Annotated in this window: 31 protein-coding genes; 15 read left to right on the forward strand and 16 right to left on the reverse strand. The window is 31.9% G+C overall.

The window, feature by feature from the left end; all coding sequences use genetic code 11:
* Position 1: 1 nt before the first annotated feature.
* The 7 genes from K5783_RS08285 to K5783_RS08315 are packed head-to-tail and all read right to left on the reverse strand — an operon-like array spanning position 2 to position 5,273.
* Positions 2-484, reverse strand: coding sequence for a hypothetical protein (locus K5783_RS08285; RefSeq protein ID WP_297473655.1), 483 nt, complete (start codon positions 482-484; stop codon positions 2-4).
* Between the two features lie 15 nt (positions 485-499).
* Positions 500-1,345, reverse strand: coding sequence for a methyltransferase domain-containing protein (locus K5783_RS08290; RefSeq protein WP_297473657.1), 846 nt, complete (start codon positions 1,343-1,345; stop codon positions 500-502).
* Between the two features lie 2 nt (positions 1,346-1,347).
* The gene (locus K5783_RS08295; protein WP_297473660.1) at positions 1,348-1,521 is read right to left on the reverse strand and encodes a hypothetical protein; all 174 of its coding nucleotides are present in this window, start codon (positions 1,519-1,521) and stop codon (positions 1,348-1,350) included.
* Positions 1,518-2,765, reverse strand: coding sequence for a bifunctional phosphopantothenoylcysteine decarboxylase/phosphopantothenate--cysteine ligase CoaBC (gene coaBC / locus K5783_RS08300; RefSeq protein WP_297473662.1), 1,248 nt, complete (start codon positions 2,763-2,765; stop codon positions 1,518-1,520). The genes K5783_RS08295 and coaBC overlap by 4 nt, the downstream gene beginning before the upstream one ends.
* Positions 2,755-3,594 carry a 3-methyl-2-oxobutanoate hydroxymethyltransferase gene (gene panB, locus K5783_RS08305; RefSeq protein ID WP_297473664.1) on the reverse strand — a complete coding sequence of 280 codons (840 nt, stop codon included), beginning with the start codon at positions 3,592-3,594 and terminating at the stop codon, positions 2,755-2,757. The genes coaBC and panB overlap by 11 nt, the downstream gene beginning before the upstream one ends.
* The gene (locus K5783_RS08310) at positions 3,587-4,351 is read right to left on the reverse strand and encodes a 4-phosphopantoate--beta-alanine ligase (protein WP_297473665.1); all 765 of its coding nucleotides are present in this window, start codon (positions 4,349-4,351) and stop codon (positions 3,587-3,589) included. The genes panB and K5783_RS08310 overlap by 8 nt, the downstream gene beginning before the upstream one ends.
* A gap of 10 nt (positions 4,352-4,361) precedes the next feature.
* The gene (locus tag K5783_RS08315) at positions 4,362-5,273 is read right to left on the reverse strand and encodes a GHMP kinase (RefSeq protein WP_297473667.1); all 912 of its coding nucleotides are present in this window, start codon (positions 5,271-5,273) and stop codon (positions 4,362-4,364) included.
* 65 nt (positions 5,274-5,338) lie between these two features.
* Here K5783_RS08315 and K5783_RS08320 point away from each other — a divergent pair, with 65 nt between their 5' ends.
* Positions 5,339-6,319, forward strand: coding sequence for a phosphate uptake regulator PhoU (locus K5783_RS08320; protein ID WP_366939177.1), 981 nt, complete (start codon positions 5,339-5,341; stop codon positions 6,317-6,319).
* Here K5783_RS08320 and K5783_RS08325 read toward each other — a convergent pair whose 3' ends face one another.
* Positions 6,320-6,835, reverse strand: a complete 516-nt coding sequence (locus K5783_RS08325) for an NUDIX hydrolase (protein WP_297473669.1) — start codon at positions 6,833-6,835, stop codon at positions 6,320-6,322.
* A 25-nt stretch (positions 6,836-6,860) separates the two neighbouring features.
* Positions 6,861-7,763, reverse strand: coding sequence for an AsnC family transcriptional regulator (locus tag K5783_RS08330; protein ID WP_297473670.1), 903 nt, complete (start codon positions 7,761-7,763; stop codon positions 6,861-6,863).
* 145 nt (positions 7,764-7,908) lie between these two features.
* Between K5783_RS08330 and K5783_RS08335 the strand changes: the two genes are divergently transcribed.
* The 7 genes from K5783_RS08335 (at position 7,909) to K5783_RS08365 (ending at position 14,005) form a co-directional block, all read left to right on the forward strand.
* Positions 7,909-9,066 (forward strand): FtsX-like permease family protein, encoded by a 1,158-nt coding sequence (locus K5783_RS08335; RefSeq protein ID WP_366939182.1) that lies wholly within the window; start codon positions 7,909-7,911, stop codon positions 9,064-9,066.
* Between the two features lie 28 nt (positions 9,067-9,094).
* The gene (locus K5783_RS08340; protein WP_297473951.1) at positions 9,095-9,763 is read left to right on the forward strand and encodes an ABC transporter ATP-binding protein; all 669 of its coding nucleotides are present in this window, start codon (positions 9,095-9,097) and stop codon (positions 9,761-9,763) included.
* Positions 9,763-11,067 carry a hypothetical protein gene (locus K5783_RS08345; RefSeq protein ID WP_297473672.1) on the forward strand — a complete coding sequence of 435 codons (1,305 nt, stop codon included), beginning with the start codon at positions 9,763-9,765 and terminating at the stop codon, positions 11,065-11,067. The genes K5783_RS08340 and K5783_RS08345 overlap by 1 nt, the downstream gene beginning before the upstream one ends.
* Positions 11,068-11,110: 43 nt before the next feature.
* The gene (locus K5783_RS08350) at positions 11,111-11,443 is read left to right on the forward strand and encodes a hypothetical protein (RefSeq protein WP_297473674.1); all 333 of its coding nucleotides are present in this window, start codon (positions 11,111-11,113) and stop codon (positions 11,441-11,443) included.
* A gap of 191 nt (positions 11,444-11,634) precedes the next feature.
* Positions 11,635-11,823 (forward strand): hypothetical protein, encoded by a 189-nt coding sequence (locus K5783_RS08355; protein WP_297473675.1) that lies wholly within the window; start codon positions 11,635-11,637, stop codon positions 11,821-11,823.
* 241 nt (positions 11,824-12,064) lie between these two features.
* Positions 12,065-12,448 carry a hypothetical protein gene (locus K5783_RS08360; RefSeq protein WP_297473676.1) on the forward strand — a complete coding sequence of 128 codons (384 nt, stop codon included), beginning with the start codon at positions 12,065-12,067 and terminating at the stop codon, positions 12,446-12,448.
* A gap of 3 nt (positions 12,449-12,451) precedes the next feature.
* On the forward strand, positions 12,452-14,005 hold the full coding sequence (locus K5783_RS08365) for an AarF/ABC1/UbiB kinase family protein (protein ID WP_297473677.1): 1,554 nt from the start codon (positions 12,452-12,454) through the stop codon (positions 14,003-14,005).
* Here K5783_RS08365 and hsp14 read toward each other — a convergent pair whose 3' ends face one another.
* A complete protein-coding gene (gene hsp14, locus K5783_RS08370; RefSeq protein ID WP_297473679.1) occupies positions 14,006-14,398 on the reverse strand; it encodes an archaeal heat shock protein Hsp14 in 393 nt (130 codons plus the stop codon). It abuts the gene before it with no gap.
* A 77-nt stretch (positions 14,399-14,475) separates the two neighbouring features.
* On the opposite strand from hsp14, the gene tmk reads away from it, so the two are divergent.
* From tmk to pyrH, 3 genes are read left to right on the forward strand one after another with little or no spacing between them, the layout of a single operon-like run.
* Positions 14,476-15,057, forward strand: a complete 582-nt coding sequence (tmk, locus tag K5783_RS08375; protein WP_297473681.1) for a dTMP kinase — start codon at positions 14,476-14,478, stop codon at positions 15,055-15,057.
* Positions 15,054-16,289 (forward strand): HD domain-containing protein, encoded by a 1,236-nt coding sequence (locus K5783_RS08380; RefSeq protein WP_297473683.1) that lies wholly within the window; start codon positions 15,054-15,056, stop codon positions 16,287-16,289. Before tmk ends, K5783_RS08380 begins: the two co-directional genes overlap by 4 nt.
* The gene (gene pyrH, locus K5783_RS08385; RefSeq protein ID WP_109877496.1) at positions 16,286-16,969 is read left to right on the forward strand and encodes a UMP kinase; all 684 of its coding nucleotides are present in this window, start codon (positions 16,286-16,288) and stop codon (positions 16,967-16,969) included. The genes K5783_RS08380 and pyrH overlap by 4 nt, the downstream gene beginning before the upstream one ends.
* On the opposite strand, the gene K5783_RS08390 is transcribed toward pyrH, so the two are convergent.
* A complete protein-coding gene (locus K5783_RS08390; protein ID WP_109877495.1) occupies positions 16,970-17,326 on the reverse strand; it encodes a hypothetical protein in 357 nt (118 codons plus the stop codon).
* 71 nt (positions 17,327-17,397) lie between these two features.
* Between K5783_RS08390 and K5783_RS08395 the strand changes: the two genes are divergently transcribed.
* Positions 17,398-17,955, forward strand: a complete 558-nt coding sequence (locus K5783_RS08395; RefSeq protein ID WP_297473684.1) for a hypothetical protein — start codon at positions 17,398-17,400, stop codon at positions 17,953-17,955.
* Positions 17,956-18,203: 248 nt separating this feature from the next.
* Here K5783_RS08395 and K5783_RS08400 read toward each other — a convergent pair whose 3' ends face one another.
* The 4 genes from K5783_RS08400 to K5783_RS08415 all read right to left on the reverse strand — a co-directional run bounded on the left by K5783_RS08400 (position 18,204) and on the right by K5783_RS08415 (position 20,900).
* On the reverse strand, positions 18,204-18,851 hold the full coding sequence (locus K5783_RS08400; protein ID WP_297473685.1) for a hypothetical protein: 648 nt from the start codon (positions 18,849-18,851) through the stop codon (positions 18,204-18,206).
* 33 nt (positions 18,852-18,884) lie between these two features.
* Positions 18,885-19,121: a hypothetical protein gene (locus K5783_RS08405; RefSeq protein WP_297473686.1), complete on the reverse strand. Its 237-nt coding sequence runs from the start codon at positions 19,119-19,121 to the stop codon at positions 18,885-18,887.
* Between the two features lie 10 nt (positions 19,122-19,131).
* Positions 19,132-20,169, reverse strand: a complete 1,038-nt coding sequence (locus tag K5783_RS08410; protein WP_297473688.1) for a V-type ATPase subunit — start codon at positions 20,167-20,169, stop codon at positions 19,132-19,134.
* 62 nt (positions 20,170-20,231) lie between these two features.
* On the reverse strand, positions 20,232-20,900 hold the full coding sequence (locus K5783_RS08415) for a hypothetical protein (RefSeq protein ID WP_297473689.1): 669 nt from the start codon (positions 20,898-20,900) through the stop codon (positions 20,232-20,234).
* A 127-nt stretch (positions 20,901-21,027) separates the two neighbouring features.
* Here K5783_RS08415 and K5783_RS08420 point away from each other — a divergent pair, with 127 nt between their 5' ends.
* The 3 genes from K5783_RS08420 (at position 21,028) to K5783_RS08430 (ending at position 24,340) form a co-directional block, all read left to right on the forward strand.
* Complete coding sequence (locus K5783_RS08420; protein ID WP_109877489.1) at positions 21,028-22,587, forward strand: ammonium transporter; 1,560 nt, start codon at positions 21,028-21,030, stop codon at positions 22,585-22,587.
* 73 nt (positions 22,588-22,660) lie between these two features.
* The gene (locus K5783_RS08425; protein WP_297473691.1) at positions 22,661-23,437 is read left to right on the forward strand and encodes a sulfurtransferase; all 777 of its coding nucleotides are present in this window, start codon (positions 22,661-22,663) and stop codon (positions 23,435-23,437) included.
* Between the two features lie 108 nt (positions 23,438-23,545).
* Positions 23,546-24,340 (forward strand): hypothetical protein, encoded by a 795-nt coding sequence (locus tag K5783_RS08430; protein ID WP_297473692.1) that lies wholly within the window; start codon positions 23,546-23,548, stop codon positions 24,338-24,340.
* 5 nt (positions 24,341-24,345) lie between these two features.
* On the opposite strand, the gene K5783_RS08435 is transcribed toward K5783_RS08430, so the two are convergent.
* Entirely contained in the window at positions 24,346-26,445 is a 2,100-nt protein-coding gene (locus K5783_RS08435; RefSeq protein ID WP_297473693.1) for a V-type ATPase 116kDa subunit family protein, read from the reverse strand.
* Between the last annotated feature and the right edge of the window lie 18 nt (positions 26,446-26,463).

Raw genomic sequence — 26,463 nt, forward strand, 5'->3', positions numbered from 1 at the left:
TCTAATCATAAAAATCTACTAAATCAATAATATGTTTTGAATCTTGATTGTTAGATGTAATTTTCCCTGAAATCTTATTTACATTCCAATCATAATTTAATTCACCTTTGTATGATTCAAAATCTAAGATAAAATGATATTCTTCATCATTTACTTTTGAGACTGATAATTCAACTATGGTTTTTTTATTATCAAAAATTTTTTCATCTGGATATTCTTCACTAATTTTGTTTGTTATTGCCTCCATTACTGTTAGTCCTGATTCATTTGGTCCGTTGTAGTTCATCAATATATCAACAACCTGTTTTTGTTCCGATGTGAGTTCAGGAAATCTACTTTGAAGATCACTCTTTGTTAATTCTGGAATAGCAAAGATTACAAAGATTGTAATAATTGCAAGATAAATTGGTGCTCTTTTACGAAGAAATGATTTGAAATCATTCTTTTTTGGTTTTTCTTCTTTTTTCTTGTTATTTTTTACCATTACTTTTCCTAAATTCTAGTGTTTTGCAGTTAAAATTAAAACTTGCCAAGGAAATAGAATTTCTCCATTTTTCTTTGTATATTGTAATGTCTTCTCTTTTACAACCTGTTTCAATTCTTTTCTTTTTGAATAATCTAATTCATTTAACTTCTCTTTTAGTGGTTTTGCGATGTATTTGATATAATTATTCCAATAATCTGTAAATTTCCCAGGACTGTAATGAAAAATAAATTCTTTAACTGAAATTTTTGAGAACCCTGCCTTACTAATTTCTGTGCTTAATGCAGATTTTGTGCCATATCTATCAAGATCTGGGGATCCTGGTGGAACATATTCAGGGATGAATTCTTTTACTGAATCTAAAATACTGCTAAAAAATGGAACTTTATCTCCCCTACCATGAACGGATATTCCTATTTTCCCTGATTCTTTGAGGCTATTTTTCATATTTTTTAATGCTTTATCGGCATTTGGAAAGAAAAACAATGCATACTGACATGTAATGATATCAAATTTCTTTGAAAAGTTAAAATTTTCCGCATCAATATTTAGAAAATCTACATTTGATTTTTTTCCACTCCATTTTTCTGCAATTTTGATTGCAGTGCTTGAAGTATCTGCACCTACTACATATCCTGAATTTCCTACTTTTTTTCTAATATCTTTTGTAACAACACCAGTTCCACATGCTATATCAAGTACTGAATCTCCTTTGTTAATTTCAACTAATTCTATTAATTTAGTTGTACTTTGGAATGGTCCTTTACTAACACTTGCCCATCTTTTATGGTAACGTGGTGCTACTTCATTCCATACTGTAATGTTTCTTTTTTTGTACTCAAGTGATTTTAACAAAGACAACTTTAGATTAATTCCCCCAGATCTGATTTTAATTTTCTTCCTGTCTCATGAAAATATCTATGTTCAATTATCTTTAGAGTTTCTGAAATTTTAAAACTATTTGCATGTTTCTTTTCCTTTTTTTCTTTAAGTTCTTTATATTGTGATATTAATTTTTTAAGCTCAGAATTTTTCATTTTAGTTTCTGTTCAATTTCTTTTCTAATTAATTTAGCAATCTTTTCTTTTTGCTTCCAACCTGATGATTTTATTTTATTATTATCTATAATTAAGATCTGATTACGATCAGGATTTTTTTGATATTTACTACCAATATCATTTGCAATCATAATGTCGGCATTAGCATCTCTCATCTTTTTTTGAGCCGATTTGATTAATGCACTTTTTGTTATATTGGATTCTGCTTTGAATCCAACCAACAGTGTATCTTTTTGCAATTTTTTTACTTGTTCAATTATTTTAGGCACTTTTTTGAGCCTAATTGTAAGGAATTTTTTATCACTTTTAATTTTGGATTTTGATACACTTTCTGGAGTATAGTCTGATACAGCTGCTGCCATAATAACAACATCAAATTTTTTCTTTAATTCTTTTTTAGTTATATCTAACATCTCTTTACTTGTTGTAACGTTGATAACTTTTGCACCTTTAGAAGGTTTTTCATTTCCTGGTCCGTAAATAATAGTGACTTTTGCTCCAGCAGAAATCAATTCAGATGCTAAAAGAATTCCAGTTTTTCCTGAACTAATATTTGTAATTACTCTTACAGGATCAATGTATTCTAATGTAGGACCTGCAGTAATCAGTACTTTTTTATTTTTTAAAATTGACGAGAATCCAAATTTTTTCAACACAATCTCTAAAACATCCTCTGGTTCTGGTGCTTTTGCTTTTCCTTCAATCATTTGGGGACTAATGAATTGAATTTTATTTTTTAGAAATTCAATATTTTTCTTAACTGCTAAGTTATCATACATTGATTCATGCATTGCTAAACACATCAGAATTGGAATTTTGGATCCAAATCCTACAGTAAGCACTGTTGAAACTGGAGTATCATCAATTCCATTTGCAAGTTTACCAAGTGTATTTGCTGTTGCAGGATATACAATCACTAAATCTGATTGTTTATAATCTGCTAATCTAATATGTTCTAATTCACCAGTAAGTTTTGTTATTACTTCATTTCCAGTAGCCCATTTAAAATAATCTGGTTGTATCAATTTAGTTACCGCATTACTTGTAACACATGTTACATCAGCACCATGTCTCATTAGTAATCTTGCTAATTCAATTGCTTTGTATGCTGCAACACTACCTGCCACACAAAGAACTATTTTTTTCCCTATAATCTCAACACCTTTTGAAGTAACTATATCAAGTGATGGATGATCTTTTTTCTTTGCTTTCTTAACTGCCAATTTGCTCACGTAGTTTTTTCAACTCTTCATCATCCATAGAAAACCAGTTTTCTTCTGCAGGAAACGCTCCTGAATTTACATCTTTTTTGTAATCTTCAAGGGATTTTACAATATCTTCAGATAAATTCATGTATCTTTTAGCAAATTTTGGTTTAATTTTATCATACATTCCAAGTAAATCTTGAACAACTAGAACTTGTCCATCACAACCAATACCTGAACCAATTCCAATTGTAGGAACACTAACTGTTTGAGATATTATCTCAGCAACTTCATGGCTAACCATTTCTAATACAATACTGAATACACCTGCTCCTTCAAGCTCTTTTGCATCTTCAATTAACTTCATTGCAGATTCTTTTGTTTTACCTTGAACTTTGTATCCTTCTGAAAGCATTGTTGTTTGTGGCTGTAATCCAATGTGTCCCATTACTGGAATTCCAATGTCAACTATGGCACTAATTGTTTCAGTCATTATTGAACCTCCTTCAAGCTTTACTGCATCAGCTCCTGCTTTGATTAATTTTCCTGAATTATTAATCGCGTCTTCTATACTAGATTGGTATGACATAAATGGTAAATCTGATATTAAGAGTGCATTTTTTCTTGCTCTGCTGACTGCTTCTGTAAACATACACATTTGATCCATTGTCACAGGAATTGTATTTTCATATCCTAACATTACCATTCCTGCACTGTCTCCGACTAAGAGTACATCAATTCCTGCTTTATCACAAAGTGATGCTAAAGTGTAATCATAACTTGTAATGACAGAAATTTTTTTCTTTTCTTTTTTCATTTTTAAAATATCTAATACTGATTTATGCAATCTTAGCACCTCTTGTTAGATTTTTTCTAATCTCAAGTATGTTTTCTGAAAGATTTTTTTTATTGTCAAAATCATCAACTATTTTTCTAAGTGAACTGTGATTTTTTTTAGATAATTTCTTTGAGTCATATATTAGTAAATCAATTGCGCGTGTTACATTATCTACAATTGTAATATTTGCAGTTTGGGAAGTTCTAGAAAGAGGATTTAGATCAAATGTAATGACTATTTTTCCTGCTTTTCTTAGAGCTATTGTTCTATCTCCATCTTCTAATGGTACTACTACAACATCTGCAGCAAAAATTCCATTTTTATCAACTATTCTTCTTGCTGAATCAATTCCAGGTAATTTTGTAGATGTACTGAGATTTGAACCTAAAATCATCTTTGCACCTGATTTTTTGAGAGTCTTGATGATTGCCTGTTTTCTATTTTTGTTAGTATAAAACAGATTTACCTCAAGTTTAGCCTTGGTTTGCTTTGATAGTTTTACAATTTCTTTAGGGCACAACGCAGCTATATTTCCATTGACAGATATTACTGGTCTTTCTGCTAAAAGAATCTGAGCTGCAGCAGCTCTTATTGCCTTTTTTGCAGAGTTTGTTGTTTTCTCACCTAATAGATAATCAAAAGCTTCACCTCTGCCTTGTGCTAGCAACCCTTCTTTTGCAACTAAACCATTATCAAATCCTTTCACAAGTTTCTCTCTAATAAGTAATGATTTAGCTCTTGGATGTGATTTAGGAATTAGTGACATGTAATTTCAATCAATTAAAAAGAACTCTGGCTCCTTGATCATCTAATTCTGATTTTATTATTGAACCATCAGAATATTTATGTAAAATTTCTAAAACATCATTTTCTTTCTCTTTTGGAATCATTGTAAAAACTGTTTCACCAAATAATGCAATTCCACATTTGATATTCTTTTGTGATAACTCATCAACCAATTTTTGCATTCTTGGTGTCATAACATCTACATATTTTGCAAATTCTAAAGACATATCTTGAAAATGTTCATAATTTTTTGATTCTAATAACTTTTTTACCATTTTCCCACCTATGCCATTAATCTGTGATAAACGTTCTCTGATGAACTTATTTGTAGAAATTGGAGAGAAACATATCATCAATATAGTAATTTTATCTGTGAAAATTTTTTCAACACTCCCAATTCCAGGCGCACCTGGTTTAACACGAATTTCAAATCCTCCATGATATGAAGCTAAAACATCTCCTAGTCCTGTTTTACAATTTACCTCTGCGTTATGTGCAATTTGTCCAATTCTTGTTTTATCCAATTTAGTATCAAGAGCTTGATCTAGTGCATAAGATAACGATAAAGCAACAGCACTACTAGAACCTAAACCATACCCAACTGGAATCAAAATTTCATGTTCAATATCAAAAAATGTATCTGAAAATTCTCCAAGCTTTAAAAATTCATTTAAAACATATTCTGATACATCGGTTTTATCTGATTGATATCCTTTTGTTGTAATATGAAAATTTGATTGCTGATTATTTTTTGTATTAATTTTTACTTTTGTAGTTACGCCATGTTTAATTGAAAATCCAGCGCCCATCGAACCTAAATTTTCTAAATTATTTTGAGAGTCCTCTAAATGAGCCTTGAAAAAACCTGTAATGTGGGCAGGACAAAATGCCTTAGCTTCCATTGATCTCAGTTTAAATTTTACACAAAATATAAGAATATGGTTTAAATTAATTAAATTAGTATAAATTGACTAAATTTATTCGACGCCTACAAAAAATTGGAAGCACCATCCTAGTGTCATTGCCAAAAGAATGGATTGATGCAAACAATCTAGATAAATCCAGTCAGGTTGAGATTGAAACTGGACATGATAGCATTTCAATATCTCTAAACAAAGAATCACGTACAACAAAAGAACTAGTTATTTCATATCCATTACCAAAAGAGGAAAACATAGTAGCTGACATTACAGGTGCTTACCTTTTAGGATATGATGTATTCAAAATAAATTCCAAATCCAGCATACCAGGAGAAGATAGAGAAAAAATTCGTAATTCAATGAGAAGATTAGTAGGTATGGAAATCATTGAAGAGGATGCATCTCATATCAATATGCAATTTCTTTTAGATGCAACAACACTTGATCCAGAAAAAATTCTAAAGAGAATGAGTTCAATTGCACTTGGAATGTATGATGACGCATCAAAAGGATTAATTTCAGATGATAAATCTAATTTAGAAACATTATCAAAACGTGATGTCGAAGTGAATCGACAATATTTTTTGTTAGTTCGTTTAATCCGAAGTGCGCTTGTTGATAAAAAATTAGCTAATGCATTTAATTTAGAAAATATTGATGTACTTGATTATAGGGTTGCAGCAAATCTTCTTGAAAATGCTGGTGATTCTATAGTTGAACTTTCAAATTTTATTTACAAATCAACTTTATCACAAGAGCATTCAAAAAAGATTTTTGATATGGTAAAAGATTTTAGCATACTTGCAGAAAAATCAATTGATGCATTTACAAAACCTGATAGACTTTTAGCAATTGAAGCAATATCATTACATAAAAAATATGAACAAAATTTAAGTAAATTAAGAATTGCATTAGGAAATAAAAAACAAATTCCAATTGAATTTCTTGATTTAGTCTATATGTATGAAAAAATTGCACAATCTTGGGCCGACGTTGCAGATCTTGTTAAACCAATCTATAATGAATGATTAGTAAAGTTTCTTTTTGGCTGCATAAGTCAAAACCGCACATATTGTTTTTGAATCTTGAATTTTTCCAGATTTAATTAATTTCAATAGTTTCTTCAAATCCATTTTTATAACTGACAAAATCTCATCTTCATCTAGTTTCAAATCTGCAATTTTCTTTAATCCTGAGGCTACAAAACAATGAATTATCTCTGTGTTATAACCTATAGATGGATAATATGTAATGAGGGGCGTCATCTTTTTTGCTCTATATCCAGTCTCTTCTTCTAATTCTCTGTGGGCACATTTTATTGGTTCTTCTTTTTTTTCTAAAGTTCCTGCAGGGATTTCTAATACGTATCCATGAGGAAATCTATGTTGTTTTACAAGAATGATCTTTTCTTCATCATCAAAGGCAAGCATTGCAGCAGCTCCTCTATGTTCTATCATTTCACGTTTTACTTTCCTTCCTTCTATTTTACCATCATAAACACTAAGGCCTAAAATTTTTCCTTCATAGATCTTCTTTTTCTTCATCTAAAATCTTAGAAATTATTATTATTTAATTTGTTTGATAAGTTAGATGTAATTTTGATGATTTCTTAAAATCTTTAATAGCTTTTTCTAACCATTTGATATGAAATGAAATTTTCTTAGGAATAAACAAGTCTGCTGATTTTACATTCTTAACAGTTCTAACTTTTTGTGTTATTTCATCCATTTTGAAAATATTATCACTATACATAAACAAAACTATTTGATTTTTAGCAATAAATGGAATTTGTAAATATGATTTTGAAAATATTCTGTTCATATTTTCTATTGTTTCTTTAAGATCTCCATCTATCCAAGTTAATATGGCATGAGGAATATATCTTTCAATTTTTTTTGGATCATAAATCACTGTAAACTGAACTCCATCATTTTCTTGTAGTTTTTCAATGCATCTGGTAATTGTTTTTGTGGACATGTTTGTCTTTTCTGCAATTGTTTCAATTTTCGCTATGGGGTTTTTGATTAATTTATCTAGTATCTCTAAATCTGTTTTAGTAAGATTTGAATTAAATCCAGGATTCTCTGCTTCAAAAATAGACAAAACTCTAACATCTTTCATCAATTTATTTGCAAGTTGAATTTTTTGTTCCATGTTATCTTTTACAACAATACTACAAACAGTAATTCCACCTACACATGGAACAACAAAAAATGGTTCCCCTACAAGGACTATCTGATCTAAAATTTCATTAATATCTTCACCTGATACTACAAAATACAAAACACCATATCCCAAAACAGGAGGTTCAACTTTAATGAAAAATTCTTCAATAATTTTCATTTCTTCCATTTTTCGAATTCTTGCACGCACTGCTCCTCCAGAAATCCCTAATTCCATTCCAATTTGTCTATCTGACTCTCTACAATTATTCAATAATCTGCTTAGAATTTTCATATCTAAATTGTCCATTATATCACCTAGACCAACTCAATAAAATAAAAAACCAACTAATATGATATAAAACTGTCTATTTTGTTAGCAGATATATCAAATATATTAAATATCAGACTATTTTATAATTTTTGTGGAATATAGGTTACGATTAGCAAAACGAATGCTGTTCAACAAAAAAGGCAGTTTGATTGGAGCAGTATTGGCAGTAACGATTGGAATTTTAGTAATTCATGTAAACTTTGTAATTTTTCAGGGACTCTTTGATGCAATTGTTAGGGATATCAGTGATTATCGAAATGGTGATATTCTTGTCACTGATGATGCAGATTTTATTGATAAATCTGATTTGTCTCTTGTGAATTGGTTTGAAAGAATTCCCTATGTTGAAGCTGCAACTCCGCGGCTTTCATCGACGGCAGAAATGAATATGACTAAAAGTGGAAAATTAGTAGAAGAAACCAGAGTTCCTATTGTAGGTGTTGATCCATTCAGGGATATTCTTGCATCAACTGTTGCCCAAACTGTTACAGATGGTTCCTATGTTTTCTCTAGAAATTCTATAGTATTAGGATCAAATGTTGCAAGAGATCTTGGTGGAGCTCAAGTTGGTGATAGTGTTAAAGTTCTCATAGTTGATAGATATGGACAAGATCAAATTCGAAGATTTACCGTATCTGGAATTGCTCAATCACCCGGTGGCCAAGGATTTGATTATACTGCTGTAGTACATATTGATACTTTACGTGATATGATGAATAGACATGGTGACACAGGATCTCTAATAGTAAAACTTAATGATCCATCAAAGGCATTTGAAGTAAAAGAGTTCTTCTTAAGATCATTCCCAAATGATGATTTTATTGCAGAAACCATAGAAGAATCAGCTGAACAACAATTAGCTGGTTTTAGATCAGGTATTGCAATGATTAACATGATTGGATATTTTGGAATGATGTCATCAGCATTTGCAATTGTTACAATTCAAATGATGTTAGTAAATGGTAAAACAAGAGAAATTGGAGTAATGAGAGCAATAGGAGCTAAACGAAAAGATATTTTGATAATTTTTATTTTCCAAGGAATGATTATTGGAGCAATAGGAGCTGGTGTGGGTACTGCGGCAGGATTGGGCTACACATTTTATGCCAAGGAAACAAAAATGTCTTTTAATAACAGTCTACCTCTTGAAGTAAGCTATAACTGGGAAAAAATTATACAAACAGCATTAACGTCATTTGTTTTGGCAATTATTGCATCATTATATCCCTCATATAGAGCAACAAAATTGTTACCAGTGGAGGCGATGAGAACTGTCTAAAGTACTTGAAATAAGTAATCTAAGTAAGATTTACGGTGAAGGAGAAAACAAAGTAAAAGCTCTTGATGATGTATCATTTTCAATTGAGAAAGGAGAAATTGTTCTAATTGTGGGAAGTTCTGGTTCTGGTAAATCTACTTTGCTTAACATGATTGGATTATTAGATCGTCCTACAAACGGAAAAATTTTCATTGATAACATTGATACTACAACCCTTGATGACAACAACGTTTCATCATTTAGAAATAAAAAATTAGGATTCATCTTCCAATTTTCAAATTTATTAAGTGATCTTACAGTTTTAGAAAACATTTTGTTACCAAGGCAAATTGCTGGAACCAATCATACATCAGAAAAAGATGCAAGAGATTTACTAAAGGCCGTGGGACTAGAGGATCAAATGAATAAACGAGCAAACAAAATTTCTGGTGGACAAGCTCAAAGAGTAGCAATTGCTAGAGGATTAATCAATAAACCCTCAATTGTTTTAGCAGATGAACCAACTGGTAACCTTGATTCTGTAACTTCAGAAACCATAGTTCAATTAATGAAATCAATGGCAAAAAAACTAAATCAAACATTTGTTATAGTCACTCACGATAGACAGCATTTTGGTGATGTAGACAAAGTAATCACTATCAAAGATGGTAGAGCATTCGAAGGTGATCACCCCTCAAAAATGGAAGTAACTGCATAATGATTCTAAAGATTATGTTTGCATTATTTGTAATTGGACTTGTGCCATTTATTTTTGAAAACTCTTATGCTCAAATAAAATCAGGCGGTTTTGGTGATTCTCCATTTGAAAGAGATTTTGGCGATGTAAAATTTTTAGATGCTTATTTTGGAACAATAAATGAGAAAATTGAAGTAGACTCAGGAGATAGTAACGTTCCATTTACAGTAGTATTTGCAAATGTGGGCACACAGGATATTACAGGTATTAGAGGCCAGTTGTCATTACCATTAGGTTTCTCTGCATCTGATGGTCCCGGCTCAATAATCCGTGCTGATAGCGATTCTAATTCTTTGGCTGGAGAAAATTTCTATCTCACATTTTTTGTAAATCTTGATAAAAATATAAGAATTCAACAGTATCCTGGAACTGTAAAAGTTGATTATTCTAGATTAAGAGAATCTGGAGTTAGAACAGCATTTGCAGATTTTGATTTCAAAGTAACTGGCGATAGTGTGATCAATGTAAAAGCAATAGAGCCATTTCTTACTTCATTAAGAACCAATGACGTAGTTATTGAAATTTCAAATAATGGAACTGCACCAATTTCTGGTGTAGATATAACTGCAACTAACACACAAACCGAATTGGCTTCTACATCATCATCAATTACCAATATAGAAAATGTTGTAATTTTAGAATCAAGCTGGGATATTGGAAACATTGATCCGAAATCTGTAAGATATCTTACAGCAACAGTTTATGTTCCAGAATCACTTAGAGGAGATACACTAAGACTTCCTTTGTCTATCTCATACTTTAATACCCATGGAGATGAAAAAGTCATTTCAAAAATTGTAGACTTTTACATTAAAGGATTAATTGATCTTACTATTTTCAACATAGATGTAATTGATTTGTCTGGTAAACAAATGGTTATTGGAGAAATAATTAATGAAGGAAATGAAGATGGATTATTTGGTTTTGTAACAATTGAACCTCGTGGTAATTCTAATATCAAATCAAGTACTCAATTCATTGATGAGATTGAAGTTGACGCACCAGTACCATTTAATGTTCCGATAGAATTTGATGGAGAGCCCAGATATGGAGAACATGACATTACTATAACTATAAGATACAAAGACAGTACTAGAGATGAAGTATTTTTAACACATGATGCAACCATCCTTGTTAAAGAACCATCAAATGATAATAGTGGTAACCTTGATTCAACTTTGATCGTCATTCCAATTATTCTGGCAGTTGGTGCTGGAATCTTTATTGTTCGTAGGCGTAAAAAAGCCAAAATTGAGACTAATTAAAGATTAATTTTTAATCCGAATTGTATACTTAAGGTTAGTTAAATTGAGATCAAGTATTGTTATTTTAATTGCAGTTGTAGTTGTGGGAAGTGTAGTGATAATTCTTGGATTTTTAACAAACCAAGAGTATGTAGAAATTTCTGAAATATCTAATCAATATGAAAAATTAGAAAATTACAAAAATGAATTAGAAAAAATGAATCAATACCATCAACAAATTCTAGAAGATTTAGAAAAACAAATCAAAAATTCTGATGATTCATCCTTAGAACAAATTCGTAAAGAAATTGATATAGTGAAACGTGTTATTAACGACAATAAAGTAGAGCTCGAAAAAGTAATTGAAAGGCTATCTCAAACAGAATCTGCTCCATGAATTATTATTGATTCCATTTTTGGGAAATTTACATCATAATTATATCAAATCTAACAAAATTATAACTGGGTATGGCAAAGGGTGTATTTCTGTTTCTAGTAGGTAGTGTAGTTGGATTTATCACAACTCCTCTTCTTTGAATATTCTTATTTTTTCTAAATTCATATTAGTTATTATCATTCTTTTTCTTATTGGAAACTCATCACAAATTAACAATAATTGGTGTAGTTTTGTTGATTCTCACTTTTCTGATAAATAATTACCATCAGGAAGTTCATCCTGATGATGAAATTAATTATGCTTATGTCACAGGTATTGGAATGTTAATTGCATTTTCAATTAGTTTTGTAATGTTTACAAAAGATCGATTAAAATCTTAAAATTATTTTTACCTTTGATAGATTGAATAATACCGTTTTAGGGAAAAACCTCTCTATCCTACTATTTGATACAAACATGTTAAATTTGAATATTATATTCTCGTAGAAATTATTAATTAGATCTAAATACTAATTTGTAAAATTTTTGTCTAATCGTTACCAAAGCATAATTCATTTCTGGTCTTAGATTTAGGCACTTTGAATACCGTAAGATTATAAGCAATTACTAGATCTTGCGATTATGCCTGGGGATGAGATTGAAGTCCCAAAGGAATTAAGAGAATTCATGCTTGAAGGAGCAGAAGAAACATTCCTTGGACAAAAAAATGGAGCAAAAAAACAATATCGTTATGGTAATTTACACATTAGAGAATATGATGAGAAATTTCTTCTTCATACTGATAAAATTGATCCAAGAAAAGATCCTATTGGACATTTAGTTCATGATGCCCCTGAAATTTTGGTTGGTCTTGCATGTGCAATCTTTGGTGGTTCACAAGTCACAAAAAAAATTCTTAATAACAACTCAAAAAAGAAATCTTTTGCTTCTGGTTTACTTTCATCAATTATTATTGGATATCTGGGATATTCTGCAACTAAAAAAATTAAAAATTATTGGGAATGAATAATGTCTACGACCAGAACGATTTATGTCCTCATCAAACTTTTCCCATCAATTCTTGCATTACGAAAAGATAGGAAAAAATGGATTTACCATGAAGGAAATGAAATAGATTTAGAACAATTTAGAAAAAATGCTCGTAAAGCACTTGATACATTCATCTCATTAGGACCTGTCTATATTAAATTAGGACAATGGCTTTCTTCAAGAGCAGACATTTTACCTCAACCATATTTGGAAGAACTTTCAAAACTTCAGGACAGTGTTCCAGCTGCACCTTTTGATCAAGCAAAATCAGTCATTGAAAAAGATCTTGGTCCAATTAATGAAACATTTGATCAAATAGATCCGAATTCTATTTCTGGTGCATCATTAGGACAAGTTTACAGAGGTTCCATTTCTGGTAAACAAATAGTCATTAAAGTAAAAAGACCTGGAATTGAAAAAATTGTTGCAGAAGATATTAGGGTTTTAAAAAAAATTCTTCCATTAGCATTAAGATTTGTTGATCCAAACTTACGTTATTCAGCAAGAGCGATGCTTTCTCAATTTATTGAAACAATACATGAAGAAATGGATTATACCAACGAATCAGAAAATCTCAAAAAAATTAAACATGATTTAGAAAATAATAACAAAGTTGTAGTCCCTTCAGTATACGATGAATATTCATCAAAAAATGTCCTCACAATGGAATACCTTCCGGGCATTAAAATTACTAATATTGAAGCCCTAAATGAAAAGGGAATTGATAGACAAAAACTGGTAATTGACGTTCATAAGGTCTTCTTTACTATGCTTCTCAAACACTCAATATTTCACGCAGATCCTCATCCAGGAAACATTTCAGTTACTGATGATGGAAAATTGATTTTGTATGATTATGGGATGGTTGGAAGACTAGATGACGAAACTAGACTAAGATTGATCCGTCTATATCTTGCATTAGTAGAAAAAGATCCTCCAAGAACTGTTAATGCAATGTATGATCTTGGAATGCTTACACCCGATTTTAATCGCTCAGTAATTGAGAAAGGAATTGAACTAACTGTTCGTGCAATGCACGGTAAAAAACCAGATGAGATGGAAGTTGAAAGTTTGATGGAACTTGCCAATAAAACTATGAGTAAATTTCCCTTTATTCTTCCAAAAAATTTGGCTCTGTATATGAGAATGGCATCAATTATTGAAGGCATTTACAAAACACACAAAGTAAATTTTAAGTTTGTAAAAATTCTAAGAGAAATTTTAGAAGAAGAGAGCCTAATCAAAGATGCATACATTGAAGAAATAAAGCATTCATTTGAACGATTTGCAAAATCAATTGATGCTACAATTTCTATAGCACCAGAACTCAAAAAATATCTTGATGACAACAGATCATTGAATCTCTTAAATACAAAACCGAAATCTAATATTTTACTTTCTGGCAGTATTCTTTCTGCTGCAATTTTTATTGGCTCTTCATTTTTGTATACTACAAATGAATTAATTGGAATTACTGGAATGATTGGTTCATTAGTTATTATGAGTATTTTTACAATATTTAGAAAACGATAACTATTCTATTTTGATATCTTTCCCATGTTTTTGGACAGGAACAATAATTGTCAAAACTCCTTGCTCGTATTTTGCAGAATTAACTGATTCTTCTCCCTCCTTTAACTCAATAGGCAATCTTATTTTCTTATCAATTATGTTTGGTCTCTGATTACAAATCATATTGTGCTTGTCTTGTTCAGAAATTTCTTTGCATGCTTGAATTGATAAAATATTTCCATTGATAGATAACTTGATATCTTTTTTTTCAAATCCTGGCATGTCGACTAATAATGTTAATTTATCCTCATCAAGATACATATCAACTGGAGGTAAAACAAACTCATAAAATTCTCTTGATTTATTTCCAATTTCTTTTATCATTTCATTTGCCATAGATTTTACTAATCCCATTTTGAGATATATGCTCAATTTTTGGTTATAAACCTTGATAGATTTTTAATCAATTAATTTCACATCTTTGATAACTTATGATTATTGTAATAGAAGGTGGAGATCAAGCAGGAAAATTAACTCAGTCAACTCTTTTGGAAAAAGCTCTAAAAAAAAGAAAGATCAAAACTAAGTTATTTCATTTTCCTGATTACAACACCCCAATAGGACAAGAAATAAGAAAGTATTTGGATGGAAAACGAAAATTCCCCCCACAAGTAATTCACTGTTTATTATCTGCAAATAGATGGGAAAAACTCGATGAAATAATATCAGCACAAGAAAAAAATTCAATTCTCATAATGAACCGATATTATCATTCAAATCTAATTTATGGAATTGCAAATGGTTTGAATCCAAAATGGCTTGAGAATCTTGATGCCGGTCTACCAAAGGCTGATCTTGTAATTTTACTTGATGTATCACAAAAAGAATCCTTTGATAGACAAAAAACTCATCGCGACAAATTTGAAAAAAATGAAGAATTTTTAAGAAAAATTTCTAAAATCTACAGAACTATTGCAAAGAAAAAAAATTGGAAAATAATTGATGCATCAAAATCTAAACAAGAAGTACATGAAGAAATAATAAAAACATTTTCGAAGAAAATAGGATTATGAAAAAAAATTATCTCGATATAATTGATCCTATTCATGATTTTATCCGTGTTTATGAACATGAATTATCAATAATTGATAATCCTATTTTTCAAAGATTAAGACGAATAAGACAACTTTCAGGGGCTCATTTAACTTATCCTGCAGCTCAACATACAAGATTTGAGCATTCACTAGGTGTAATGCATATTGCAAGTCAAGCAGGTAATGCATTAAATGAAAAAGGGATTTTGAAATCTGATGACATTGAAATTCTAAGATTGTCTGGGCTCTTACATGATATAGGGCATGGTCCATTTTCTCATCTATTTGAGGAAATAATACAAGAAAAAAAATTTTCACATGAAGACTTTGGTAAAAAAATTATTCTAAAATCTGAAATTGGAGATAATTTATCAAAAAATGGATATGACAAAAAACTTGTTACAAAAATCGCTTTTGGGGATTCTAAATTTCAATACCTAAATGAAATTGTTTCAGGTGCACTTAGTGCGGATATGATGGATTATTTACTTAGAGATGGTTATTTTACGGGAGCAGAACATGCAAAAATTGATCATAAAAGAATTACTCAATCCCTTGATGTTCATAAAAAAAAATTATCTTTAGAACGCTCCGCATTGTATTCTTTTGAATCAATGATGCATTCAAGATATCAAATGTTTAAGGCCGTTTATTTTCATAAAACTGTACGAGCGGCAGAAGTAATGTTGCTTGAAGCCCTTAGATTATCTGATGATGAATTTGGTTTTACAACTTTTAATCTAACTGAATTTGTTAACCTTACAGATGAATATATTTTATCTACTTTAATCTCATCCAAATCTATGAAATTAAAACGTGCTAGACAATTTGCTCAAGATTACCAAAATCGAAAATTGCTAAAATGTGTATTTGAAAGAATATTGACTAGTCATATTGATCTGAAAAAAACAAGAACCGATGAACTAAGATCAACAATTTCTAAAAAATCTAAAGTTGAAGAAAACGAAATCTTTGTTGATAGTTCTGTTACTCCGTCAATTCCTCTTGCACCATCAAAAAATGAATCTAAATCTATAATTTTAATCTCAAATGAAAATGGAAAATCATCGGCAAAAGAAATGCCAATTTCTGAAATTCCAGTCGTTTCAGCAATTTCAGGCTTTATGAATATTCTTAGAATTTATACTCATCAAAAGAACAGAAAGAAAGTTGAAATTGCCGCAAAATCGATTATTGGTGATCTAAAATGAAAAAAAGAATTGTCATAAAATTATCTGGTAAAATTTTTGGAATGGACAATGTCAAAGTACTAAAAGATTATGCAGAATTTCTAGTAAAAATTAGTAATATTTGTCAGCCAATAGTTATTGCTGGGGGTGGAAATATTGCACGACATTACATTTCTCATGCAAGATCTTCAGGCGCTGATGAATCAACTCTTGATGAATTAGGTATTGAAATATCAAGACTCAATGCAAAGTTATTGATTTATGCTCTAAAAAATAAAGCATATTCACATCCACCAACTACATTACAGGAAGTTAGACATGCAGTTGATGATGGATTAATCGTTGTAGCTGGCGGTTTACATCCTGGACAGAGCACTAATGGTACTGCAGCTTTGATTGCAGAAAAAGTACAAGCAGAACAATTTCTTAATGCAACTGATGTTGATGGCGTTTATGACAAGGATCCAAATAAATACAAAAATGCAAAAAAATTTAGACGTATTGAACTTAAGAATTTAAAAAATATGCTTATCCATGAAGATTCTGTTGCTGGAGGTTATGATCTGATGGATATTGTGGCTCTAAAAATTATAGAACGTTCTAAAATTAAAACCAGGATTCTAAAGGCTACTCCAAAAAATATTGAAAGTGCTATTAAAGGTGTTAATGTAGGCACAGAAATTGTTCTTGGTTCAAAATAATTATTCAGATTTTTCATTTTGAATTGTCTGTCTTGTTTCAGACCAAATTTGAATCTCCTTCTCTGGATATTCTTGCATTCCTGCATCTAGAAGTTTTTTGAAAATTGAAATAGCTTCATCTTTTTTTAAAGCCTTTGATTGAGCCTTTGTAAATCCATCTTTATCTACAATAACTGCTACATATCCATCTGGAGAATTAATAACTGCTGTAAATTCTTCTTCTCCCACTGGATGAAATTTCCCATCAATTTTTTTGGTAGTTAACGTTAACATTGCAAATCCAGCTACATCAAACATCTTCATTTGTGATTTACTTGCTCGTAATTTTCCTTGTTGAACTGCTTGAAAATACTGCATAATTCTTTTCTACCTCCAATGGTATAATAACTATCTTAACATTTAAGACATCAAGAGGAAATGAAAAAATAATGAATCCTAAAATTTTTGTTGGTGTTGCAGTTGCAGCACTTGCTTTGATATTAGGTGGGATTCTTTTAGTAGGACCAACGATGGTGATTTCATCTCAGGATGATTCTTTAGCTGCAACCCCAATTGTTCAGCAAGTAAAACCCTTAGAAATTGAATTAGAAGATATTTCAGTGGCAAAAATTTCAGAACGTTCAGCAACAATTGATATTGCCTTCAAAATTTCTAATCCTAACCCACGTTCTGTAATAGTTCAAACTATGGATTATCAATTATTTGAAACAGGCTATTCAGATTTTGAGCAAATCTCAGGTGGTGAAATTGGCAGTAGACCAGAGGGAATGGTGGAATTTGGCTCAAATTACTATACTCTTCTTGGTGAAAATTCTATTATTCTAAGAGATAAAGTTGTGTTGAGAAACACTGGTAATACTCCTGATTTGTGGAAAGCCTTTGAGGATGGTACGAATACTTGGCGAGTTTCTGGTGATGTCTTTTACAATCTCAGCTCAATGACTAGTGGCCAAGAAAATGAGCTTCATTTCGAATTTACAAGGTAAATTCCTATAGTATCATAGAATTCAAAAATTATGATATTTTGTTTTTAGAGAAAAAATATTGGCAAAGTTATAAAAGCTCGTAAAGTGGGTTTTTATCAAATGGCAGAAGCAGGTATGGCCGCGTTTGGCGCAGCAGCAGGAGTCGCAATAGCACTAGCAGTAGTGACATTCGCTCTTCGTGGTAAAGGACACCCAGAACCACTCGATTAACCAAAAGGAATTTTTCCTTTACAATATTTTTAATTCATCTAATTATTGTCGCCCATTCCTAACATTTCTGCTAGAGATATCTGCTTGGAATTCTTCTTTTTCATAAAACATCTTTCATAATATTGACATTCAGAGCATTCAGTTGATGGCTCTAAGATTGGAATTTTTTGTTCTTTTAGAAGATCATTTAGAACTCTTACTCTTCTAATTACTTCCTCAAACATCTTTTTGTTTCGTGTTAATGAGAATGTTGTCTCTTTTCTATCTCCTGAAATATATACAACAACTCCATCATTTTTGTCATAAATCCACATACATGCATTAAGATACAAAACATCATTTGCTTGAGGACTTTCTAATTCAACAGGTGCTGGTCTGAATAAAAGAATAGTGTCATCTACTATCATATCGACTTGGCCTTTTAGCCTAATGTCATCTATGGCAAATTCTTTTGGTTCACTTCCATACTCTAGTTTTCTTAGTAATCCTGAGAGAAGCTCATTGAATCCTCGTCTTTCAATTTCTTGAGGATCTACTCTATCATAGTAAGAGCGTCTAAGACATTGAACTACTTCATGAAGATGTATAGTTTGAATATCCTTTGAATCTATTTGAACCTCTAACTCTTTTCCAATAGATTTAACAGCACTTTGAATAATTTTTCGAAAATCTCTATCTCCCATCATGACAATTTACCTTCTTTTATGATCCCTTTTAGTTTAGCTCATGATTTTGGTTATAATTTTCGAAATTCTTCCTGAAAATGCTAATATCACAAAATGGACACCAAAACCAATAACCGCCCCCATGATAAGCTCGCCTGTGAAATAGTAAATTCCTAGAAATAATCCCAACGGAGGTAATGTGAAAATCATTGCTAAGAATGAACTCACCCAAATGAATCTGATTAGAACTTCTGTAGAAATTTCTGTTTTTTTCTTTGGAAAATTAAACATGTTATAATTCCTATTCTTCTTCTAGGATCAACTTTGACATTGTAATGTCAGTTGGAATTTTTTGTTCAACTGCAAAAGCAATAGCTGCAAGATTTCTAATTTCAAATGAAGTCAATTTAGTAATTCCAACAATGGTTGCAAAACTAAACATCTTAGTGAATGATCTCAGTGATGCACTGTATATTGCCATCTCAAATGCTCTTTCAAATTCTGCAATAGCATCCAATTCATTTTCTACTTGAGGAACTAAATCCTTGTATTTGGTGCTGGATAATTCATTAAATGCATCTCTGGCTGTTGCTGCTGCCATCATTCTTCCAAGCAATTCTCTTGCAGGTGGACTTGTACTAATAACTAGATCTTGGATTTGTTCTTCTTTCAATCCCCAAAACTTTCCTCTGATTACACTCAAAATATTATAAAAATCAATATCCATCGAAACTAGTTTTGTAGCTTCCTTATCAGAATAATTTTTCATTGCACCTGCTAGATGTTGATATAATATTTTATCAAAATATGTATCAAAGATTTGCACATTCTTTTTTTCATTGTATAATGCTGCAGCCTTTGCAATCTCTTCTCCAAATTTAACTGAATTTAAGCTTGCAACTGCTTCTTCAAGATCTTTTGAAACTAGAGCTTTGATTACAATATCTCTTTGTTTGATTAATTCTTCTGCATGAAGATTTACGTGAGTTTCAATCTCTTCTTGAGATTTACCTAGTACTTTGCCTTTAAGAATTAATTTTAGATTTGATATGATAAATTTCATGTAATATGCGTCTAATACACCCGAATTTCCTGATGTCTTTGCAATGGAATAATGAATATCTGCCAGTTTGCTTCTTAGGGCTGATTCGATATTTTGTGAAGTATATGGTTTTTGAACATCTGCTACAGAATCAGCATAAACTGTATTCTTAATTCTGGTCATTAATTCTTCTAAATCTCTTGATTCGGCAAGTGTTTGAAAATCAGCCTTTGTCAATAATTTACCTCTTTTACTATACGCTTTAACTGAGGCATAGACATTCTTTGAACCGCCCATTTCGATCAATCTCTATAGACAACTGATTTTAATGTTTGGCGAACTATTCCTAAGAACTAATCTTAGGTAATTTTATCTAAGAATATTATGGCCTCACCTTTTTCTTGCTTTGAGAGTTTTAAAAAGGCTAGTAGAATCTCTTTCTGAATTATTAATGATTCATCTGAAATATCCTTCAATTTTGATAGATCCAAGGGGAGTAACTCTTCAATTTTATTCTCACAAAACGCCTTGACATATTTTTGAAAAATTGAATAAGTAAAATTTGGACTTATTTTTAACAGACTTGTTAAAATTTTCTCAAATTCCTTTTCAGAGGATTCGGCCTTTGCGAAAAACTCTTTTAGTAATTCTTCTCTGTTTTTAATTTCACTTAATGATAGTGCTATCAAAATACCTTTTTTTGTTAAATGATAATATGGAATTCCCTTTTCTTGTAGTGCTTTTGGACCTCTTTTTAGGGGTAATCTACCATCTTCTTCTGCAATCTCCATAGGAAGCAAAATTTCATCAAGATCCCGAAATATCCCTGAATAGATATTCTTCCAAGATATCCCATGTTTTTTTGCTATTCTCTGAGAAATACCAGTACGTGTTCTTTCAGCAGCATTTGCATTACTTCCAAGTATTGTAATAATTGATCTTTGTCTATTTGCTTCTCCTGTCAAATCATCTCCTTTAGTCTTGAATGTATCAAAAATTGCAAGTTTAGTGTTTGATTTAATCTTCATTTATTACACCTTGACATAATTTTCATATTTTATGTTATTATCAGAATATACTAAAATATAATAATTTACTTTTTCACAGTCTTTCGAGTCTCCAATGCTTAAATAATTTTCAATTTCGATAAATTTAATGAATTCTAGGAACTACAAGTATGCTCTATTACTTGTAGCCGCAGTATCCATCACAGCAGCAGGTGCAATGTCACAGGCATATGCACAACAAGTTACTGATGGTATGGACGGATATGTAAAGGGAACCAGTGGAATTTACACAGGTAACCCTAACGAATGTTGGTATGAAGAAGATGGCGGCATGCTACCTTGTAAAATTGATACAGGTGATACAGCATGGATGCTAACTGCAACTTCATTAGTACTCTTCATGTCCCCAGGTGTCGGTTTCTTTTATGGCGGATTGGCCAGATCAAAGAACATCGTCAATGTACTTGGTATGACCTTAATTGTAATGGGTCTAATGTCAGTACAATGGGTTCTATGGGGATACTCACTAGCATTTGGCGGAATTGATTCAGATGCAAACTTATTCATGGGAAATCTAGATTACGCCGGATTTAACATGGTTTCACCATATGCACCATTAGGTGAAGCAGGTCCTTGTGGAGACACTTGGTCAGCAGCTTATCAAATGAATGCGATGGTTGAAGGTGATGTTTGTAGTCAAGGTTGGCCTGGTACAGTACCACACCAACTATTTGCAATGTTCCAAGCAACATTCGCTATCATTACACCAGTTCTAATTATTGGTGGATTGATTGACAGAATCAAATTCAGCGCATTAGTAATATTCGTACTCTTATGGGGAACCTTCGTTTATGATCCAATAGCACACTGGGTCTGGGGAGGAGGATACATAGGAGGAGGTTCACTAGACCTCGATCCAGACTTATCTCCATCATATGCATTAGACTTTGCTGGTGGTACTGTAGTACACATATCTTCAGGATTCGCTGCATTGGCAGGTGCCTTAGTCCTTGGTAGACGACTTGGATATGGCAAAGTTCCAATGGAGCCACACAACATCCCAATGGTAGTCCTCGGCGCAGGAATTCTATGGTTTGGATGGTTTGGCTTCAACGCAGGAAGTGAAGTTATGGTAGACGGCATTACCGTCAGCGCATGGACTGTTACAAATACAGCAACTGGTATGGCTGCAGTCACTTGGGTGCTCATGTCTTGGGCACATACAGGAAAACCAAGTGTCGTAGGAGCTGCATCAGGAGCAGTAGCAGGATTGGTAGCAATCACACCAGCCTCTGGTTGGGTAGGTCCAATGGCTGCGATTATAATCGGTATTGCAGCTGGTACAATTTGTTATGCAGCAATTGCATTCAAGAGTGCACGCAAATGGGACGACGCATTAGATGTATGGGGAGTACACGGAATGGGTGGTCTTACAGGTGCAATTTTGACTGGTACATTGGCTAGCCCACACATTTGGGATACTGGAGACGGTATCGGTGCATGGACTGGAACTGCAGAAGGAATGGAACAGCAAGCAATCAGCATCATTGGTGCTGCAATATCAATAGGCTATGCCTTTGGTGTTACAATTGTAATCCTCAAAGTAATGGATGCCGTATGGCCTGGCGGAATCAGAGTCACTCCAAAAGAAGAGGAGATTGGCCTCGATTTAGCACAGCACGGAGAAAGAGCATACGTAAACGAATAAGAAAAACCCTTTTCTTTTCTTCTTTTTATTATTCAATCCAAATCAATTTAGATTTGATCATTTTATCCAAATTATGCTAATCACCACAGCCGATCTTAATTCAATTATCAATGATCCTAATGTTATAATTGCTGACACTCGTTCTTTCAAGGAATATTCTGAAGAACATATTCCAGGATCTGTACATTTGGACTTGTTTGCATTTCATTGGATTGATACAACAAAACAAGGAATTGAGAATTTCAATAATCAAACCAAAAATCTTCTTTCATTCCTTGGAGTTACTCCAGAAAAAAAAATCATCTTTTATGATTCTGTTTCTGGAATGCTTGCCGCAAGAGGTGTTTGGATGCTGATGTATTTTTCACATGAAAATACATCCATGCTTGATGGCGGAATTACAAAATGGAAAAAAGAAAATCTTCCACTAGAAACAAAACCTAATGGATTCAAACCATCTAATTTTTCAGGAAAAATTAATCCAGAAATTATTTCAGGGTTTGAATACATTAGAGATAATCTGAAAAACGTAAAAATCCTTGACGCCCGCTCACCTGGAGAATTTGACGGAAGTATAGTCCGTGCTGCTCAGTCTGGTCATATTCCAAATTCAATCAATATTGACTGGAATCAAAATCTCAATGAAGATGGTACTTTCAAAAATGATAAGCAATTATTACAAATGTACAATTATCCAAAAGATACTGAAATCATTACCTATTGTCAAGGAGCATATCGAGCTGCAAATTCCTTTTTGGTTTTAAAAAAATTAGGATTCAAAAATGTCAAAGTGTATCTTGGGTCTTGGGGAGAATGGGGAAATAAACTAGAACTTCCAGTAGAAAAATAATTTCTCTAAAAATAATTCGAGCCTCTTGGAACTTGAATCTCTTAAATTTGCATCATTCCTAAATTTTCCTATATACATAAATCTCAAATCCTATTTTGATTAAAAATCATGAAAAAAATTCTTTACATTGCACTTCCAATACTTGCATTTTTACTAATATTTGCTAATACATTTTTTGGCCATTTAATTTTTTCATCAGAAACCCAACAGGTAATAAACAAATATTCAGTGTATGTTCATTTATTGTCAGAATGGCAAAGTGATTCAAAGAATATTATTTTTGACGTAACAAACTCTTGGTATAAATCAGATCAAATCAATGATGAAGATCATGTGTTTAATGCTAAATCCAAAGAATACAATACAAATCAACTTCAAGAAATCAACGGCAAATCATATGTTGAATTAAAACATGAATTTAGTGAGTGCCATGAAGAATGGCAACCGATGCTCTATAGAAAAGCAGTAGATACTGTAAGACATGAGATTGAATATATCCAAGGAAAGCAACTAAGTACTGATCCAGGCATCTCTGTGTATCCTGACATTGAGAATAGAAACTACGATAATTCAGAACAACAATCAAAAATCAAAAGTGGTTATATCCAATTTGTCCCTATTTGTACATCTAAAGAAATTACATCATATGATTATAGTGTCAAAATTGATAACAAAGATTTAGGTTTTGATGTGTATTTTGTTTCATCATCTAAACAGCGTGAAAACTTTGGAAGTTCTGACTTTGATTCTTACACAGAATCAGGATGCTTCGGACAAAACAAACAAAGCTATAGTGGAACGTGTAAAAACATAAAAAAAGATGGTGGATTATTATTAGTATTTCCTGATGAACTCAAACCATGGACTACAAAAGTTACAATAAACCTTTATGAAATAGATTAAAGATTCTATTTTCTTTTCCAGATAAATTGATTGTAAATCAATTCTGGTCTAATTTGTCTAAATGATTGTGAACCGCCAACATACCATTTTGTAAAAAATTCGTACAAGTGCAATCTGAGAGACTGGATGTATACAATTAATCCTTCAATCATCATAATTCCCAAGTTACCGCCAATGATCATTGCCATTGCTCCACCTGATTCTACACCGCCTAATGATGAAAATGCATTATTTACTGTCAACAGCAAAGCTGCATGCACCAGTAACATGATTCCAAGTCGAGCGTAACTAATTGTATGAGCTAAACTTTCAACTGTTTTTCCTAAGAGAACTTCCATTATGACACTTGCAGGATCTGCTCCATCTTCTGGATGCTTCTTTGCATGCATTACACCTCCAACCATCATGATAACCATTGATGCAATAACAATAACAACTGCAATTCTTGTAATAATCCAAACTTGTGCCCAATCACCTAGAAACATTGTTACCCAAGGGACTGCTTCTGTGTGGACTTTTGAATACATATTCATTACATCATACTGTGAGCCAATTGCACACATCATAATAACTACGATTCCTCCATAAAGTGTGATGTTTGGAATTGCTTCAGTAAACACTACTAGTTTGTGTCCGTCTTTCAATAATCTGATTACACGTAGAGTCATTGCCCAAACTAAATGAACAATTCCGATGAATAATGATACTTTGAGAATATTAATCACTTGTTCAAATGTTAATTCTGCAACACTGAGAATTCCAACTATCCAACTAACAGAATGTAACGCTCCACCTTCTTCCAGTAATCCTTCAAATGGACCCATATGATCAAGATGATATCCAAACGCTTCTCCTGCACCAACCCCTGCTATAGCTGCAGAAGCACCAGAAATTGCAATAAGCATTCCCCATTTAGAAAGTTCTCCTTGTCCTTTGAATTTGAATAATAAACCAAGTGCCATAAGTAACAATCCGTGACCCATATCTGCAAACATAAGTCCATAGAAAATTGGCCACATTAGAGCAATCATCGGAGTTGGATCTGGTTCTCCTGCTTTTGGTATTCCTTGACTTTTTGTAATTACTTCAAATGTTTTAACGAATTTTTTATTATCAAATAAAGTTGGAATTTCTTCTTTTAGTTTAGGATCTGTAATGTCTTCTACAACTGACATCCATTGTTTTGTTGACTCTATGAATTTTGATTCCATTTTTTGGGGAATAAAACCCTGAATTACTGCAAAATGTTTTGTTCCACCAGGCTTTCTCAAAGTCTCAAGTACATCTTTTGCAACTAGAGCCTTTTCATGTAAAGCTAGAATGTCTCGTCTAATCTTTTTTGTTAATCCTGCTAATTCTTTTTTGATTGATGCTTGTTTTGCAGTTAATTCTTTAATTTTTGATTCTGCAAGTTCATATGCTTCACTAGGAATCTGTGGAAATCCTTCTGGAATTTTAAAAGTATTGGAATTGAAACTTCTTAATACTTTTAGAACCTTCTCAGAATCTGCAGTATCTGAAATTACTAAAATTGCAGATTTTTCCTTGTTTTCTAAATCATATTTGTAAATTGTAATTCCCTCAAGAGAGCGACTTATCTCATCAAAATCGGCAGAATTGATAACAAAAAGATTTGTAAAAAAATACTTCATTAAACCAAATCCTGAAAGATCCATCTTCATCTTTCTGATAACTTCTAATGTATCTTTGAGTGACTTGTATTCCTCAATTGAAAGTCTAGTATTTGCAGCATTTTCTAATAATTTTGCAGGCTCATCAATAATTGAAGGGGCTTCTTTACTTAATTGCTCTACCATCTCTTCAATTTCATTAATCTCATAATCTTTTTTCTTGATAACAGTTCCCTTGAATAAAATCTCCATAATTCCTACGACTAGAGGAATTCCCATTCCCTTGATGACATCATCAATTGATTGGTACGTTTGCTGAGCCTTTAGTAGAAGATCATCAATTTCTGGAGTGACCAAATCACTAGGGGAATCAATTTTGTGATACCACTCAAATTCTGTTAACCTCGAAATTGCTTTAGGAGATTCACTTCTTGGTAAAATGACTGTTCCTAGTTTTAGATCGGCTGTTCCCAAGACAAATTTTGGGTATTT

This window comes from Nitrosopumilus sp. (assembly GCF_025699125.1).
Classification (GTDB): domain Archaea; phylum Thermoproteota; class Nitrososphaeria; order Nitrososphaerales; family Nitrosopumilaceae; genus Nitrosopumilus.

Coding starts and splice junctions, on each gene's coding strand:
- tmk (WP_297473681.1), top strand. CDS start 14,476: ATGATTATTGTAATAGAAGGTGGAGATCAAGCAGGAAAATTAACTCAG.
- K5783_RS08420 (WP_109877489.1), top strand. CDS start 21,028: ATGAATTCTAGGAACTACAAGTATGCTCTATTACTTGTAGCCGCAGTA.
- K5783_RS08295 (WP_297473660.1), bottom strand. CDS start 1,521: ATGAAAAATTCTGAGCTTAAAAAATTAATATCACAATATAAAGAACTT.
- K5783_RS08345 (WP_297473672.1), top strand. CDS start 9,763: ATGATTCTAAAGATTATGTTTGCATTATTTGTAATTGGACTTGTGCCA.
- K5783_RS08410 (WP_297473688.1), bottom strand. CDS start 20,169: ATGGGCGGTTCAAAGAATGTCTATGCCTCAGTTAAAGCGTATAGTAAA.
- K5783_RS08400 (WP_297473685.1), bottom strand. CDS start 18,851: ATGATGGGAGATAGAGATTTTCGAAAAATTATTCAAAGTGCTGTTAAA.
- pyrH (WP_109877496.1), top strand. CDS start 16,286: ATGAAAAAAAGAATTGTCATAAAATTATCTGGTAAAATTTTTGGAATG.
- K5783_RS08335 (WP_366939182.1), top strand. CDS start 7,909: ATGCTGTTCAACAAAAAAGGCAGTTTGATTGGAGCAGTATTGGCAGTA.
- K5783_RS08405 (WP_297473686.1), bottom strand. CDS start 19,121: ATGTTTAATTTTCCAAAGAAAAAAACAGAAATTTCTACAGAAGTTCTA.
- K5783_RS08390 (WP_109877495.1), bottom strand. CDS start 17,326: ATGCAGTATTTTCAAGCAGTTCAACAAGGAAAATTACGAGCAAGTAAA.
- K5783_RS08365 (WP_297473677.1), top strand. CDS start 12,452: ATGTCTACGACCAGAACGATTTATGTCCTCATCAAACTTTTCCCATCA.
- hsp14 (WP_297473679.1), bottom strand. CDS start 14,398: ATGGGATTAGTAAAATCTATGGCAAATGAAATGATAAAAGAAATTGGA.
- K5783_RS08415 (WP_297473689.1), bottom strand. CDS start 20,900: ATGAAGATTAAATCAAACACTAAACTTGCAATTTTTGATACATTCAAG.
- K5783_RS08325 (WP_297473669.1), bottom strand. CDS start 6,835: ATGAAGAAAAAGAAGATCTATGAAGGAAAAATTTTAGGCCTTAGTGTT.
- K5783_RS08395 (WP_297473684.1), top strand. CDS start 17,398: ATGAATCCTAAAATTTTTGTTGGTGTTGCAGTTGCAGCACTTGCTTTG.
- K5783_RS08430 (WP_297473692.1), top strand. CDS start 23,546: ATGAAAAAAATTCTTTACATTGCACTTCCAATACTTGCATTTTTACTA.
- K5783_RS08425 (WP_297473691.1), top strand. CDS start 22,661: ATGCTAATCACCACAGCCGATCTTAATTCAATTATCAATGATCCTAAT.
- K5783_RS08360 (WP_297473676.1), top strand. CDS start 12,065: ATGCCTGGGGATGAGATTGAAGTCCCAAAGGAATTAAGAGAATTCATG.
- K5783_RS08285 (WP_297473655.1), bottom strand. CDS start 484: ATGGTAAAAAATAACAAGAAAAAAGAAGAAAAACCAAAAAAGAATGAT.
- K5783_RS08315 (WP_297473667.1), bottom strand. CDS start 5,273: ATGGAAGCTAAGGCATTTTGTCCTGCCCACATTACAGGTTTTTTCAAG.
- K5783_RS08310 (WP_297473665.1), bottom strand. CDS start 4,351: ATGTCACTAATTCCTAAATCACATCCAAGAGCTAAATCATTACTTATT.
- K5783_RS08380 (WP_297473683.1), top strand. CDS start 15,054: ATGAAAAAAAATTATCTCGATATAATTGATCCTATTCATGATTTTATC.
- K5783_RS08330 (WP_297473670.1), bottom strand. CDS start 7,763: ATGGACAATTTAGATATGAAAATTCTAAGCAGATTATTGAATAATTGT.